This is a genomic window from Streptomyces sp. NPDC017979, assembly GCF_044328175.1.
In the GTDB taxonomy this organism is placed as follows: domain Bacteria; phylum Actinomycetota; class Actinomycetes; order Streptomycetales; family Streptomycetaceae; genus Streptomyces.
Genome location: NZ_JBIRGU010000009.1, coordinates 157,234 through 171,308, shown reverse-complemented (window position 1 = coordinate 171,308; position 14,075 = coordinate 157,234). Strand labels below are relative to the sequence as shown.

Sequence of the window (14,075 nt, the reverse complement as noted above, 5' to 3'; positions counted from 1 at the left end):
AGCCCACGCTCCCGGGCCCCTCTCACGTGCTCGTCCCGCTAATTCGTGCCGATCTTGGCGAGCAGGTCCACGATCCGCGACTGGACCTCCGCGTTCGTCGACCGCTCCGCGAGGAAGAGCACCGTCTCCCCGGACGACAGCCGCGGCAACTCGGCGCGGTTGAGCCCGGCCGACGTGTAGACGACCAGCGGCGTACGGTTCAACTGCCCGTTCGCCCGCAGCCAGTCGATGATCCCGGCGCGGCGCCGGCGCACCTGCATCAGGTCCATCACGACGAGGTTCGGCCGCATCTGGGACGCGAGCGAGACGGCGTCCGCGTCCGCGGCGGCGCGCGAGACCTGGAGGCCGCGACGCTCCAACGCCTCCGTCAACGCCAGCGCGATCTCCTCGTGCTCCTCGATCAGCAGGACCCGCGAGGGGTGCTGCTCGCTGTCGCGCGGGGCGAGCGCCTTCAGCAGCACCGCGGGGTCGGCGCCGTACGCGGCCTCCCGGGTCGCCTGCCCCAGACCGGCCGTGACCAGCACCGGAACCTCCGCCGCGACGGCCGCCTGGCGTAGCGACTGGAGCGCGGTGCGGGTGATCGGCCCGGTGAGCGGGTCGACGAACAGCGCCGCGGGGAAGGCGGCGATCTGCGCGTCGACCTCCTCGCGCGAGTGCACGACGACCGGCCGGTAGCCGCGCTCGCTGAGCGCCTGCTGAGTGGAGACGTCCGGCGCGGGCCAGACCAGCAGCCGGCGCGGGTTGTCCAACGGCTCGGGCGGCAACTCGTCGTCGACCGGCTGGGGGTGCGGCCGGTTGGTGACCTCGACCGCGCCGCCCGGGCCGTCCAACGGCTCGGGGCCCTCGGCGGCGCCCTCGTCGGGGGCGCCTATGGCGTACGCCCGACCTTGCTCCTCGCGCTCGCGCTCCCCCGGTGCGGGGAGGCGGAGCGCGGACTGGGTGTGGCCGTTCGGCTGCGGTGGGGCGGCGGGTGCCGTCGTTGACGGCTCGGGGCGGTCCTCGGCCGGCGGGGTGGCCAGCTTGCGCCGCCGCCCGGAGCCGGAGGAGGGCGCCTGCGCCTGACCCGGTGCCGGTGCCGGTGCCTGGTTCTGGCCCGGTGCCTGGTTCTGAACCTGACCCTGACCCTGGCCCTGGTTCGGTGTGAACGGGACGCCCTGCCCGAGGGTCCTTACGCTGAACGCCCGCCCCTGCGAGGCGTCGGCCGGCATCGGAGCCTCGGCCGGCAACGGCTGGGACAGGGACCGCGGCCCCTGCTCAAGGGAGCGCACGTCAGCGGCTTGAGGCGCCCGGGCCTGCCCAGCCGCAGGTGCCGGTGCCGGTGCCGGTGCCGTGTCCTCCGTCGGCTGACCCTCCTGGCTTCCCTGACTTCCCTGGACTTCCTGGACCCCCTGGCCCTCGATCTCCCGGCGCGCCCTACGACGTCCCGTCGGCCCGGGCGGCACCACGGGGTGCGGCTGCGGCGGCGTGAAGTCGTCGGCGCCCGGTCCGGTGCGGGCGGTCTCGTGCTGCGCGGCGTCGCCGGCGGACAGCGCGAACGGGGGCCGCGCGGCGGCCTGCGGCGCCGGGCCCTCGGCGGGCGCGGGCGCGAGCGCCCGACGGGCCCGCCGCCCGGCAGCGGCCTCCGCCGGCACGGGAGCCTGCGCCTGCGCAGGTACGGGCGCCGGCACCGGAGCCGCCCCTCGCGGCGGTACGGGCTGCGGCGCGACACCCTGCGGCGGTACGGGCACCTGCGGCGGAACCGGAGCCTGCGGCAGCACGGGTACCTGCGGCGGTACGGGCTGCGGCGCAGCACCCTGCGGCGGTACGGGAACCTGGCCCCCGCCCGGCCCACCTGCCGCGCCGGGCACGCCTGGCCCACCCGGCACACCTGGCGCACCTGCCCCACCCGGCCCGGCCGGCAGCTCGGGCACTCCACTGTGCCGCGCCCGCCGACCACCACCGGGAGCGCCGGCACCACCGGCACCACCGGCACCACCGGGAGCGCCAGCACCGTCACCCGTACCGGCCCCGGCCGGTACGCCCTGCGGCGGTACTGCCTGACCGAGTGCGGGCCGACCGGCCTGCGCCGCGCTTTCGGCGGCGGACACCACGGCACCTTCGGCCGGAACGTTGCCCTCCGCCGGGCTCGGCCGCCCGCGCCGACGCCCGGTCCCGCCCTCGGGACCGCCGTCGCCACCGGCACCGCCCTCACCCGCGGTCGGCTCCGCCTCCAGCGGGCTCGCCAGGAACGCGTCCGTGGACCCTCGGCGGGCCCTACGGCGCCCGCCGCCCGGCGCCGGATCCCCCGAAGCCTGCTCCGGCAGCGCCAGCGCGCGCCCTTGGACGCCCTGCTGACCGCCACCGCCCTGCCGGCCTTCTTGCTGACCGGCCCGTTGACCATCCTGCTGACCGGCCTGCTGGTTGCCCGGCTGACCGCCCTGCCGAACGGCTTGCTGACCGCCCTGCCGAACGGCTTGCCCGGCATCCCGTCCGGCCTCCCGGCCAGCCCCTTGCCCTGCCGGAAGCTCCAGCTCGCGCCCGGTCGCCGGCGCCGCGGCGACCACGGCCCCCGCGCCCTCGCCGAGCGGCACCTCCACCACGTACGCACTGCCGCTCATCCCCGGCACTTCGTGCGTCTGCACCACCCCGCCGTGCGCCGCCACGATCCCGCGGACGATCGGCTGGTGCACCGGATCGCCCCCCGGGAAGGGCCCGCGCACCTCAAGCCGTACGACCTCACCGCGCTGCGCCGCCGCGACCACGACCGTCGAGTCCACGTACGCCGCACCGCCGCCACCCGCAGCACCACCGCCGGCAGCACCACCCGCACCGTCAACACCGGCCGCTGCACCCCCCGGACCCGCTTCGGGAGCCGCCGCCGGACGGGTCTTCCCCGTCGAGTCGACCCCGGCGACGTCCGCGATCAGATGCGCCAGCGCGGTCGCCAACCGACCCGCGTCCACCTCGGCCTCGATCGGCGGCGCGTGCACCGCGAACTGCACCCGACCCGGCCCGATCAGCTCCACCGCACCCTCGACACCGGCCGTCACGACCGCGTCGAACAGCGACTTCGACTTGGCCAACGGCTCGGCGCCGGCGTCCAGGCGCTGGAAGCCGAGGACGTTGTCGATCAGCGTCGTCATCCGCGAGTAGCCGGCGGCCAGGTGGTGCAGGATCTGGTTCGCCTCGGGCCACAACTGCCCGGCCGGATCGGCCGCCAGCGTCCCGAGCTCGGCCCGCAACTCCTCCAAGGGCCCGCGCAACGCGTCCCCGAGCACCGCCGTGAGCTGTTCCTGCCGCCCCGCCAGCGCGAGGAACCGCTCGTCGCGCCCCTCGATCTCGACGGTGTAGCGCTCGGCCTTGTCGGCCAGTTCGGCCGCGTGCTCCTCCCGCGCCTGCTCCAGCTCGGTCGTCAGCCGCTCCGTCGTCCCCGTCAGTTCGGCCGCGTGCTGTTCGACCAACTTCTCGATCGGCCGGCGGTCGGTGAACGTCATCACCGCGCCGACGAGCTGGTCCCCGTCGCGCACCGGCGAAGTCGTCAAGTCGACCGGCACCCGCGAGCCGTTCTTCGCCCACAGCACCTGTCCGCGGACCCGGTGCTTGCGCCCCGACCTGAGCGTGTCCGCGAGCGGCGACTCGGGGTACGGGAACGGCTTGCCGTCCTCCCGCGAGTGCAGCACCAACGGGTGCAGCTCCTGCCCGCCGAGGTCGCTGGCGCGGAACCCGAGGATCTGCGCCGCGGCCGGATTGACCAGGACGACCCGCCCCTCGGTGTCCGTGCCGACGACGCCCTCGGCCGCGGCCCGCAGGATCATCTCGGTCTGTCGCTGCGAACGCGCCAGCTCCGCCTCGGTGTCCACCGTCCCCGACAAGTCCCGCACCACCAGCATCAGCAGTTCGTCGCCGGTGTAGAGCGAGTGCTGCGCGTCGTACGCCTCCCGCCCGTCCTCCAGGCTGGCGCTGGTCACCTCCACCGGGAACTCGCTGCCGTCGGTGCGCCGCGCGGTCATCCGCGTCGGCTTCGTACGACCGCGCGGGCCGGCCGCCTCCGGGCGGCGCATCGACCCGGGGATCAGCCTGGAGTCGAACGCGGGCAGCAGATCCAGCAGCCCGCGCCCGACCAGGGCGGTGCCCGGCGCCTCGAAGAGTTCGAGCGCAATGGTGTTGGCGTTGACGACCGTGCCGTTGCAATTCACCAGCACGAGCCCGTCGGGGAGCGCGTCGAGTATGGCTGCGAGGCGAGCAGCGCCTCGGGATGGCCTGCTGCTCACGACGACGGTTCCTCCCTGCTGCCCTTCAGCCTGTCACTGGGAGGGAGTCTAAAGGCAGCGGCCGGACGGGTGCGGGGGAAGAGGGGCAGCTCTCATCCGGGTTGTGTGCGCGTGCGGTGCATTTCTCGTGACCGTACGGCGTACGCGACCCCTGTGAGCTGCCCGGTGAGCCACTATGCGCCGGCACTCGGAAGGATGGGCCGCATGAGGTTCCAGCGGGAGATCTCACATCCGTTCTGCCGGGTGAAGGTCGAGTCCACCCGCTGCCCCTGCCAGGTCCCGGTGACCCGCGCGGTGGCCGGCCCACCGGCCTGCTGGGTGCAGAGCGCGTCCCGCGGCACGGGCGCGAACGGGTTCTCCCCCTCCCGCGCCATCTCGTCCAGCCGCGCACACGCCCCGGCCGCGGCGGGGTGCGACCCGCCCGGCATCCCGAGGGCGCCCTTCGCCCCCGCGGGGCTGCAGTCCAACTCGTACCGCCCGTCGGTCCGCGGGTTCCCCGTCTCCGACACGACGACCGTCAACCGGTCCTTCGGCTGCTCCTCCCCGAGCAGCGACGACAACGGCGCCGGCACCGGTACGGGCAACGGCACGGGCAGCCCGGACGCGGCACTGGCGGGCCCGGCGAGTGCCGTGCCGCTGAGGACGGCGGCGGACGCGGAGGCGATGAGGACGATGCGGCGCAGCATGAACGCTCCTGTTTGTTCTTCGTGACGCCCCCTCCGGCACGCGGGTGCCGCTGTGCACACCCCGCGCGGGTGAGGGCGTCGTACGCGGTTCGAGGACGCCGCACACGCACGACGTCCGGCCGGGGCCGAGCTCGGGGCCACGCGGCCCCACCGCGTCTAACGCGCCCCGCGCCCGTCCGTTGCGCACTCCGTCCGCGCCGCTCCCCGGCCCGACGGGTGTGTACGCCCTGCGGACGCACCGTGAAGGCATCTGGACGTCCCCGGATGTGCCTCGGATGTGCTTTGCCGTCGGCCGGGCCCGCCTAGTACCGTGGTCAGCGATTGGTGACACCGCGCGTGGCTGTGTCATCATCTGCACACCACTCGCGCTTGCGCGGGGGTGCTGGAGGCGTCGCCTAGTCCGGTCTATGGCGCCGCACTGCTAATGCGGTTTGGGTTTTACCGCCCATCGAGGGTTCAAATCCCTCCGCCTCCGCTTCACCACAAGAGCCCTCGGCCATCACTGGCCCGGGGCTCTTGTGTTTCCCCCGCGTTTGCCCCGGCGAGAGCTGTGTGTGGCGCCGGTCACCCACCCCTGCGCGGGCCTTCCGGACCGGACCCCGCTGAGCCCCTCTGGACGGGTTTTCCCCAGGTCAGCCCCGGTATGACGAATGGATTTCGCCTGACGGCGCAGGTCATGTAATGTTGTTCTCGCGACGCCGACCGGGAGGAAAAGCCCGGGAAGCACAAGCACTCGTAGCTTAACGGATAGAGCATCTGACTACGGATCAGAAGGTTGCAGGTTCGAATCCTGCCGAGTGCACAGCGAGGAAGAGGCCCCGGAGAGATCCGGGGCCTCTTCCTTTGTCACCTCTCCGCTCTCCGCGCCTCATGCCCGGCGTTGGCACGGCTGCGACGGGTCGTCGAGCCAGACGGTTTGCCCTTCCGCCGTGACGGTGAGCCCGAACCGTTCGAAGCCGGGACGTCGCGCGTCTCGCCACCAGCGCAGGGCCTCTTCGACCTCGTCCCAGAGGCGTCGTGGTCCGGCCTGTCGGACGGTGGCGAGTCCGGCGCCGTTGCGGAAGAGGACCACGGCCCAGGACGTGTCCGTGAGGCCGTAGAACCAGACGGGCTGGACTCCACCGCGGGAGGGTGCGGGGGCGTGGACGCAGTAGGGGACGCGGGTGCCGACGGCGAGGTGGGAGGGCTCGAACCGCCCGGCGCCGAGGTCGGTGGCGGTGACCGAGGTCAGGGATTTTGCCGCGCTGCCGAAGCTGTACGTGGCCAGGTAGTCCGCGTGGTTCGGCCAGGTGAGGCGGTGGGCGCGGAGCTTGGTGAACTCCACCGGCCCGAGGAAGCGCCCGGACGCCGAGCGGCCTTCGTCTGCGACGGTGAGGAGGACGTTCACGTCCATGGGTGCGTAGTGGGTGCCCCAGGGGACCAGGATCAGCCCGCCGGGGCGGGACTGTTCCACCCACGCGTACGGAATCGTCCGGACCCCGCAGGTCGCGATGATTCGGTCGTACGGAGCACCGGCCGCGTGCCCGAGGAGCCCGTCCGCGCCGACGACGGTCACGGGCAGCCCGAAGCGCCGCAGGACGACCCGGGCCCGGGCCGCGATGGGGGCGTCCACTTCCATGCTGACCACGTTGCGTCGGCCGAGGCGGTGGGCGAGGAGTGCGGTCGACCACCCGGTCCCGGTGCCGATCTCCAGCACGCGCGAGCCGGCGCCCACGTCCAGGTCCCGCAGCATCGACAGGGTGATGCTGGGCATGGACGACGAGCTGGTGGGTTCGGTCAGTGGTGTGTGGGCGTCGCTGTTCTCGTCCCACTGGGTGACGATGGGGACGTCACAGTGCGCGTACGTGGACCAGGCGCCCGGGTTCCTTGAACCGGGAGACACGGACGTGGTCACCGCGGCCGGGGTCGTACGGCCAGATGATGTCCGGCAGGAACGCGGAGCGCGGTACGGCGGCGAAGCTGGGCACCCAGTCGGACGTCAGGTCCTGGCGCGCGAACAGGGCCCGGGCCAGGGCCGACCACACGGCATCGGTCGCGGAAGCCCTCACGCCAGCACCCCCGCAGTAGACGTGGCGTTCGTGCCGCGGCAGCGTGCGCACTGGCAGGGCGGGAAGCGCATGGGATCTGTCGGCAGGTCCTTGGGGTCGACGCAGCACACGACCGTGGTCGGGCCCCAGGTCCGGCCCGAGTCCCGCGACACCCGCAGCGTCATCCGGGCCCGGTCTTCATCGCGTTCTGGCAGACCGGGGCGCGTCATTCGTCCCACCTCGGTGCGGCTGTTGTGGTCTTGGGGCGAGGACGACTTGATGGTTTACGCAGCGGCATAGCGCGGCTCCTCAACGGGGTTGACCAGGCCCGACGGTGAGCGGGCGGCAGGTTGCGGAGATCTTGGCTCGCGTCATCAGGACGGGGGAACCTCCTTCGAACCCCAATTGGGGACGTTCGTGTCCGGTAGAACGTCCCTGAAGCCGTCCCGAGCCCAAGGGGGAAGCCGTGCCGAATCAGAGACTTCGAGCCGCGCTGGCGGCGGGAGGTTGGACGTACGCCACACTCGCGAAGACGGTTGGCATCGATCCCAAGTCGGTGGAGCGTTGGGTCAACCTCAATCGGACGCCGCGCCGGACCACGGCCGCGTTGGCGGCGGAGGTGCTGGGGGAGAGTGCGTACGCCCTCTGGCCCGCGCTGAGAGAGACGCGGGCGGCGCGTGCCAACAGCCCCGAACTGGTGGCGTTCTACGAGCGTCGGTCCGATCTGCCCGTATCGGCGTTCGTCGACCTCATGGTGCAGGCGAGGGAACGGATAGACGTGCTCGTGTACTCCGGATTCTGGCTGACGGAGGACGCGGCGTTTCACCGGGTGGTCGGGGAGAAGTCCGCTGCCGGTGTGCAGATCCGGTTCCTGCTGGGCAGCCCTGGCAGTGACGCGGTCGCGGTTCGTGGCGCGGACGAAGGCATCGGCGCGGCTCTGGCCGGCAAGATTCAGAACGCTCTGGTCAACTACAGGTCGTTCTTCGGGCTGCCCGGCGTGGAGTTCAGACTGCACGCAACGACGCTGTACAACTCCATCTACCGGGCAGATGACGAGATGTTCGCCAATGGCCACCTCTACGGGATGGGGGCCTATCTGGCCCCGGTCCTGCACCTCCAACGGGTCTCCGGAGGCAGGATGTTCGACTCGTACGCCGAGAGCATCGAGCGGGTTTGGGAGGCGGCACGGCCCATCTCCTCGCCCACTGACCTGGGAGGACTCCAGACATGAGCCGGATCGACCACTTCCGCGATCCCGACGCCCCGGAGGCGAACTCCGTCGTCCCCTCCGTCACGGTCGTCGTCAGGGACGACGCCGGGTTGCTGTTGCTCATCCATCGGACCGACAACGACCTGTGGGCGCTGCCCGGTGGTGGCCACGACATCGGGGAGCGCATCGGTGACACGGCGGTGCGCGAGGTGGAGGAGGAGACCGGCATCCGGGTCGAGGTGGACGGCATCGTGGGTCTGTACTCCGACCCCGAGCACGTGATCGCGTACGACGACGGCGAGGTCCGGCAGCAGTTCTCGATCTGTTTCCGTGCCCACCTGGTGCGAGGGTCCCTGCGAACCAGCAGCGAGTCCAAAGAGGTCCGTTGGGTCGATCCCGCCGGCCTGGACGAACTCGACATCCACCCGTCCATGAGGCTCCGCATCCAGCACGGTCTGGACGCGTCAAGGCGAGCCCCCTACATCGGCTGACCGCCCGGTGCGGACTCGGCCAGACGGCGTTCGACGCGATGCACCGCGGAATGCATCTCCGGCGTGGCCCGCTGGATGAAGCGGCCGACGAGGGTGTCCGGACCGTACCGCTGGACGATCTCCGCCAGCCGGGCGGTCGGTGTCGTGAGCTGACCATACGGCGTCGTCGTCATGTCGCAGAAGGTCAGGGCGTCCCGCAACTCGAGCCGCTCCTGCGCGAACTCGGTCTCCAGGTCGTGCTGGAGGCCCCGTTCTTCAGCCTCCAGGACTGCGCAGGAGTGGTGCGCGACAAGGCTGACGACGCGTTCGTCGGCGTGCTCCGTGTGCCGGAGGAACCGGGCTCCGTCGAGCGGGTGGAAGCCCGTGGTGGCGATGGACGGTGCGTAGCCGATGTCGTGGAGGACGGCTGAGGCTTCGAGCAGTTCGGCGTCGGCACCGAGTATCGGAGCGAGTGAGCGGGCCCGCTCGGCCACACCGAGGGAGTGGGCCCAACGGCGCGGGAGCGGCGCGGACAGCAGGGATTCGGAGAGCGCATAGGCCCATCGAGTCAGCTCCATGGGGAGCAAGGCTACGGCGGGGGAGAGCGGGCTCATCTTCGTTCGGCGCGGTACCTGCGTGAGGCGGCGGGGCTGTGCGACCTGCATGTCCTGCTCGAAGTGCGCGCTCAGCAGGCTGATGCGTTGAGCTTGGCGATCCGCTCCGGGAGTTCGAGGAGGCTGCTGATCCGCAGGGTCGGCAGCGTCTCTGCGTCGGGGGTGTTCCACTGGATGGTGGCCCATGGCCCGCGGCGGATGAGCGCGGTGGGCATGCCGGTTGCGACGGCGGGCCGGATGTCGTTGTCGACCCGGTCCCCGACGTACAGGATCTCCGAGACGTCGAAGGGGACGACCGAGGCGACCCGTTCGAAGAACGCGCTGTCGGGCTTGGACGCGCCCCAGTCGTCACTGGTGCCGATCAGATCCACGTCGCCGGTGAACAGCCCACGCAGCAGCCCACCGGCCCGTACGGTCTGGTTCCCCGCGATCCCGAGCCAGAGCTCGTCCGCACGGAGCTGCGCCAGCGCGGGCCGCACGTCGTCGTACAGATCCTCTTCCCCGAAGTACTCGGGCTGCCCCGCAGCCGCCCGCCGCTCGCGCTCCTGGTCCAGGTCGAAGCCGGGGCGAACCTCCTGGAACGTCTCCCGGTAGTCCCGCCCCTGCGCGATGACCGCGCCGAACACCGCAGCGAAGGTGTGCCGGGGGACACCCAGCCAGTCCGCCCAGGTCCCGTACTCGCGCGTCTCGTCCACGAGACATTCCCCGACGTCAAACACCACTGCACGAATCATGGAGCCGATCCTACGGGGACTTGGACGGCTGCTGATAGCTGTCCCGTGGCCGATCCCCACGAGCATATTTCGCTGTCAATGCCCATAGCCGAGTATCTAAATCTTCCCTAGATGATCTTCTGGGAATGCTCGGCTATCGGCATGACGTTAGGTGCTCCGGGAAGCGTGCCGCGCCGCCTAATCTCTTCTTCGGAAAACCAGCCAAATCTGTCTCGCTGGGATGAAAATGTAGACCTCAAGGCATCCTCCTGTTCCGAAGTTGGTAGAAGTTCATAGATGTCCGCTATTATTATTTCGTGTGAATTTGCGTATTGGCTGAAGCGAATGCTATCCACGACGCGGCCTTGGTACTCATGGAAGATGTATGGAAATGATCCCGAAGGAAGAATGGCGGTAGATATTAGCTCCTCGTGGAACTCTCGCCAGGGGGCGTCTTCTCTGCCGCTTCGACTCTCGAACCAGTTATAGAATTTTGAAATGCTCGCTCCTTTTATGCGGATCCTGATGTCGGCCGCACTCGTTTGGTCTATGGGGATCAAGTCGTCGTCCTGGGCGCCTATGCTTGCTAGAAATGATTGACCTTTTGGTGAGACCTTGAATACTCCTCCAGCGGGTTGATAGTGAGGAAACCGGGCCCCCTTAACTAGTAGGTATTTTCCATCGAGTTTAATTCGGAAAAGATAAGCTGCAGATATGCGCACTGGCTTATTTCTGTGGCGGATCGAGTACCACCTCATGCGAATGGTCGCCATTTCTCCGATAATGGTGACCGCTGCAGGGGCAATCAGGGCCAAGAATCCTCCGATCGAGATATCGCCGACTGTGGTGTTTGGAAAAGAGAATGCTAGCGCCAGCAGCGCCGTGCACGATGTCAAGTATGTGATAATCCTCAGCACGATCTCTTAGTTCCTTAGCGTGGAAGCGGTACGACAGGGGGATTTCGAATAAGGTAGTTTGCAACCCATCGAAGGTCGGAAGTGGAGTTTGACAGCGAACGAAGGAGTGATGGCTCAACATATCGGCATTCGTGCAGCGCTATAAGTATCGCTCGCTGTACAGGCTCACTACCTTCTGCTTCGTACTGCATGCGCAAGAGGGGGCCATCTGCCATCCCAGAGAATCGCCCTATGTACCGGGCTGCAAACTCGCGCGGGTAGTTTGAGCGGTTTCTATCGCGTAGCACATGCCATGCGTAATCTTTCAGTAGGGGAGATTGGATCTCTTTGCGTAGCGCCGAGTGGAGTATGTTCCTTTCAAGATAGGGGTAATCGGTTAGGTTGAAATCCAGCACCGTTGATTCGAGAGTGTTTTTCAAGTCCTCTCGATAGCCGTGTAGGCTATCTACGTATCGAAGGATTTGATCTGAAAGATGATGCAGTTCTTTAAGGTTATCTAGGGCCCAGTGCACGGCCGTGTCATCTCTTCTTCTGCGGAACCGTGTAAGGGAAAACTTGATATCGCGCTCTCCTGCTGGTCCCATGCGTGTAGCGCTGTGGAATAGGTCGTTTAGAAGCTCCTTCGCATGCGGTGCTCCGCGGTAATAAAAGTAAGAAATCTCATCGCGCAAACTAGGCGCCTTGCGCGCAGTGCCTGGTTGGCTCCAGTTAGCGCTGATCGCAATTGCTCCCAGCTTTGACCGAATATATAGGTGTCGTCCGAGTACCGTACATGCCTTACTCCGAATTTCCTTATTTGTTCGTCGTAAGGAATCAGGTAGATGTTGGACAGGGCGCCCGATGCACTTGACCCCTGGGGAAGCCCCCAGGCGTGTGATTGCTGCTGGAACCTGTAAAGGAAGGAGTGCAGCTGACTGATCAACGGGTCGTTGATCCCGACTTGTGCTAGATCTGCGTTAAGAATTCCGATATCGATATTCTCGTAGAAAGAGGCGATGTCGGTTCTTGCCATGGCGATTTGAGGGTCTTGCTCTAGAATCTTGCGCGCCTGATTTCGCCACTCAAGCCAATCGCTTACTGAGTGAATTTGGTTGCGGTTGACTCTGTAGCTGAACACGTTCTCGGGTATGAGGCTATCCACAGTCGAAGCAATTTCTGCGACTATGGCTTCGTATGTTAAGCGGTCTTTTATGTCGAACCGGGCGAGTGGGCGTACTGAGATGGGATCTTTAGGGTGCTCTATGATTTCTACTTTGTTGGGGCCGCAGTGAGTTCTGGAAATGTGCTCCAGCATCTCGTCGCGGTACCCTCGCCCCCACGAAAAGCTAATATCGCGGAAATTGATAATATCTGGAAGCTCGCTACGGCTTTCTATGTTGAACAAGCGGAGAGCTGCAAGGTCCAAATAGTGTGCCGTTGCCACGAGTACTTCCTGCCGCCCCGTCAAGTTCCGTCAGTGAAGCGTAGGTTACCTGCCAGAGAGTGCGAGTTCCAGAAATAGGTGGGTTTCGATCGATGGCCCTGACTGGAGCTGTGCCGCAAGATCACGCTTACGCACGTCTGGCTAGTAGGCCGGTGACTCGTCTCTGATTGAGTCAGGTGTGATGCCGTGATCACGCGTGCGGACTCGGCCGTGCACACGCGTCTCACCGATCGCTCCAGCCACGCTCACGTCTTCGTTTCTGGCTGGGGCGTCGCGAATGCGCGGCAGCGGTCGGAGTCGGTTGACAGCAACCGTGACAGCAACGACGGCACACAGACACCCATGACTGCCCACGTGGACACGCGGCGTTCGCAGTCGTCGGCGGTCCTGGGCACGGGCTGCCCGATCCTACGGATCAGAAGGTTGCAGGTTCGAATCCTGCCGAGTGCACAGCAGGCCAGAGGCCCTGTCGAGAGATCGACAGGGCCTCTGGTTTTTGCGTTGACGGCAGTGTTTGACGGCAACCGCCCCAGGAGGTTTCGGGGAGCGGATCAGACGGCCATGGGGGGCCTGCCGCACCGCCATCATCGTTGGGTCCGTCGCCGGCACCTCAGAAGCGTCGTGGTCCGGCCTGTCGGACGGTGGCGAGTCCGGCGCCGTTGCGGATGAGGACCAGGGCCCAGGCGTTAGATGGATTGTGTGCTGCCGCCTGCGGGGGGCGGGGCGTCAACGCGTACGGTGCGCCGTTGTGGCATCTTCGCCGCAGCGAGGGCGGGGGATTGTTCGACACCTACGCGGAGAGCTTCGACGCCGTGTGGGCGACGGCGGTACCCGTGGACCACGAGGAGGGGTGAGCGTGGCGCGGACCGAGTACTACGACGATCCGACGGCGCCCGAGCCGAACAGCATGGTCGTGGCGGCATCGGCGGTGGTCACCGACGAGTGGGGGCGCATCCTGCTCCAGCGACGGCGGGACAGCGATCTGTGGGCGCTGCCCGGTGGTGGAATGGATCTCGCCGACTCGCTGCCGGGGACGGCTGTACGGGAGGTGCGGGAGGAGACCGGTCTGGAGGTGGAGATCACGGGGCTGGTCGGCACCTACACCGATCCGAAGCACATCATCGCCTATTCGGACGGCGAGGTCCGTCGGCAGTGCAACGTGTGCTTCACGGCGCGGATCGTCGGAGGACGGCTCGAAATCTCGCAGGAGTCCACCGAGTTGCGGTTCGTTCCGCCGGAGGAGTTGGACGAACTGCCGATGCACTCCACGCAGCGGTTGAGGATCGGGCACTTCCTGGAGGGGCGGGAGCGACCGTACCTCGGCTGAGCGGGGACGGCGGGGCGGTGTGGAGGGGTCGTCAGCGGTGGCCCAGGACGTTGACCACCCGGCCGCTGGGGTCGCGGACGAAGAACCGTCGTACGCCCCACGACTCGTCCTGCAAGGGGTGGACGATCTCCGCACCGTTCTTCCGCATGGTCGCGTAGGCCGCGTCCACGTCGTCGACCTCGATGCTCATGTCGGGGGTGACGGGGGCTGTCTTGTCGTCGGTCATGATGCTGATTTGGGCTGTTGGGGCGGTGGGGGAGGCGAGCGTCATGATCCAGCCGTGGTTCATGACCTCCTCGAAGCCCAGGAGGCCGTAGAACTCCCGGCTCTCCTGTGCGGCCTCCGACCGGATGTTGGGTACGACACGGCGAACGGCCATCGACGACTCCAAGCGAGAACGAACCTGTCCTTGTGCCCCCAGGAGTACTACGGCCCGCC

12 protein-coding genes, 2 tRNA genes and 1 pseudogene are annotated in these 14,075 nt (G+C 67.9%); 6 read left to right on the top strand and 9 right to left on the bottom strand.

Annotated elements, in window-relative coordinates; genetic code table 11:
- Positions 1-38 precede the first annotated feature (38 nt).
- Both ACH4E8_RS23160 and ACH4E8_RS23155 read right to left on the bottom strand, forming a co-directional pair.
- A complete protein-coding gene (locus tag ACH4E8_RS23160) occupies positions 39-4,250 on the bottom strand; it encodes a PAS domain-containing protein (RefSeq protein ID WP_398451070.1) in 4,212 nt (1,403 codons plus the stop codon).
- Positions 4,251-4,423: 173 nt separating this feature from the next.
- Positions 4,424-4,936 (bottom strand): SSI family serine proteinase inhibitor, encoded by a 513-nt coding sequence (locus ACH4E8_RS23155; RefSeq protein WP_398451068.1) that lies wholly within the window; start codon positions 4,934-4,936, stop codon positions 4,424-4,426.
- A 384-nt stretch (positions 4,937-5,320) separates the two neighbouring features.
- On the opposite strand from ACH4E8_RS23155, the gene ACH4E8_RS23150 reads away from it, so the two are divergent.
- Positions 5,321-5,411, top strand: a tRNA-Ser gene (locus tag ACH4E8_RS23150).
- 254 nt (positions 5,412-5,665) lie between these two features.
- Positions 5,666-5,738, top strand: a tRNA-Arg gene (locus ACH4E8_RS23145).
- Between the two features lie 66 nt (positions 5,739-5,804).
- Here the strand turns inward: ACH4E8_RS23145 and ACH4E8_RS23140 are convergent.
- Both ACH4E8_RS23140 and ACH4E8_RS23135 read right to left on the bottom strand, forming a co-directional pair.
- The gene (locus ACH4E8_RS23140) at positions 5,805-6,689 is read right to left on the bottom strand and encodes a methyltransferase domain-containing protein (RefSeq protein ID WP_398451066.1); all 885 of its coding nucleotides are present in this window, start codon (positions 6,687-6,689) and stop codon (positions 5,805-5,807) included.
- A 76-nt stretch (positions 6,690-6,765) separates the two neighbouring features.
- The gene (locus ACH4E8_RS23135; RefSeq protein ID WP_398451064.1) at positions 6,766-6,984 is read right to left on the bottom strand and encodes a hypothetical protein; all 219 of its coding nucleotides are present in this window, start codon (positions 6,982-6,984) and stop codon (positions 6,766-6,768) included.
- A 445-nt stretch (positions 6,985-7,429) separates the two neighbouring features.
- Here ACH4E8_RS23135 and ACH4E8_RS23130 point away from each other — a divergent pair, with 445 nt between their 5' ends.
- The gene (locus ACH4E8_RS23130) at positions 7,430-8,194 is read left to right on the top strand and encodes a helix-turn-helix domain-containing protein (RefSeq protein ID WP_398451063.1); all 765 of its coding nucleotides are present in this window, start codon (positions 7,430-7,432) and stop codon (positions 8,192-8,194) included.
- Complete coding sequence (locus ACH4E8_RS23125; RefSeq protein ID WP_398451061.1) at positions 8,191-8,664, top strand: NUDIX hydrolase; 474 nt, start codon at positions 8,191-8,193, stop codon at positions 8,662-8,664. The genes ACH4E8_RS23130 and ACH4E8_RS23125 overlap by 4 nt, the downstream gene beginning before the upstream one ends.
- Here the strand turns inward: ACH4E8_RS23125 and ACH4E8_RS23120 are convergent.
- The 4 genes from ACH4E8_RS23120 to ACH4E8_RS23105 all read right to left on the bottom strand — a co-directional run bounded on the left by ACH4E8_RS23120 (position 8,652) and on the right by ACH4E8_RS23105 (position 12,310).
- Positions 8,652-9,221: an HD domain-containing protein gene (locus ACH4E8_RS23120; protein WP_398451059.1), complete on the bottom strand. Its 570-nt coding sequence runs from the start codon at positions 9,219-9,221 to the stop codon at positions 8,652-8,654. The genes ACH4E8_RS23125 and ACH4E8_RS23120 overlap by 13 nt on opposite strands.
- 107 nt (positions 9,222-9,328) lie before the next feature.
- Positions 9,329-9,991, bottom strand: a complete 663-nt coding sequence (locus tag ACH4E8_RS23115) for an HAD family hydrolase (RefSeq protein ID WP_398451058.1) — start codon at positions 9,989-9,991, stop codon at positions 9,329-9,331.
- 107 nt (positions 9,992-10,098) lie between these two features.
- The gene (locus ACH4E8_RS23110) at positions 10,099-10,887 is read right to left on the bottom strand and encodes a hypothetical protein (RefSeq protein ID WP_398451056.1); all 789 of its coding nucleotides are present in this window, start codon (positions 10,885-10,887) and stop codon (positions 10,099-10,101) included.
- Positions 10,888-11,497: 610 nt separating this feature from the next.
- Positions 11,498-12,310 (bottom strand): RNA-directed DNA polymerase, encoded by an 813-nt coding sequence (locus ACH4E8_RS23105; protein ID WP_398451054.1) that lies wholly within the window; start codon positions 12,308-12,310, stop codon positions 11,498-11,500.
- Between the two features lie 722 nt (positions 12,311-13,032).
- Between ACH4E8_RS23105 and ACH4E8_RS23100 the strand changes: the two are divergent.
- Positions 13,033-13,164: pseudogene (locus ACH4E8_RS23100) on the top strand (XRE family transcriptional regulator); the annotation flags it as partial.
- 2 nt (positions 13,165-13,166) lie between these two features.
- Entirely contained in the window at positions 13,167-13,637 is a 471-nt protein-coding gene (locus tag ACH4E8_RS23095; protein ID WP_398451052.1) for an NUDIX domain-containing protein, read from the top strand.
- A gap of 31 nt (positions 13,638-13,668) precedes the next feature.
- Here ACH4E8_RS23095 and ACH4E8_RS23090 read toward each other — a convergent pair whose 3' ends face one another.
- Positions 13,669-14,016: a VOC family protein gene (locus ACH4E8_RS23090; protein WP_398451050.1), complete on the bottom strand. Its 348-nt coding sequence runs from the start codon at positions 14,014-14,016 to the stop codon at positions 13,669-13,671.
- Positions 14,017-14,075: the final 59 nt, after the last annotated feature.

Coding starts and splice junctions, on each gene's coding strand:
- ACH4E8_RS23155 (WP_398451068.1), bottom strand. CDS start 4,936: ATGCTGCGCCGCATCGTCCTCATCGCCTCCGCGTCCGCCGCCGTCCTC.
- ACH4E8_RS23140 (WP_398451066.1), bottom strand. CDS start 6,689: ATGCCCAGCATCACCCTGTCGATGCTGCGGGACCTGGACGTGGGCGCC.
- ACH4E8_RS23125 (WP_398451061.1), top strand. CDS start 8,191: ATGAGCCGGATCGACCACTTCCGCGATCCCGACGCCCCGGAGGCGAAC.
- ACH4E8_RS23120 (WP_398451059.1), bottom strand. CDS start 9,221: ATGGAGCTGACTCGATGGGCCTATGCGCTCTCCGAATCCCTGCTGTCC.
- ACH4E8_RS23115 (WP_398451058.1), bottom strand. CDS start 9,991: ATGATTCGTGCAGTGGTGTTTGACGTCGGGGAATGTCTCGTGGACGAG.
- ACH4E8_RS23090 (WP_398451050.1), bottom strand. CDS start 14,016: ATGGCCGTTCGCCGTGTCGTACCCAACATCCGGTCGGAGGCCGCACAG.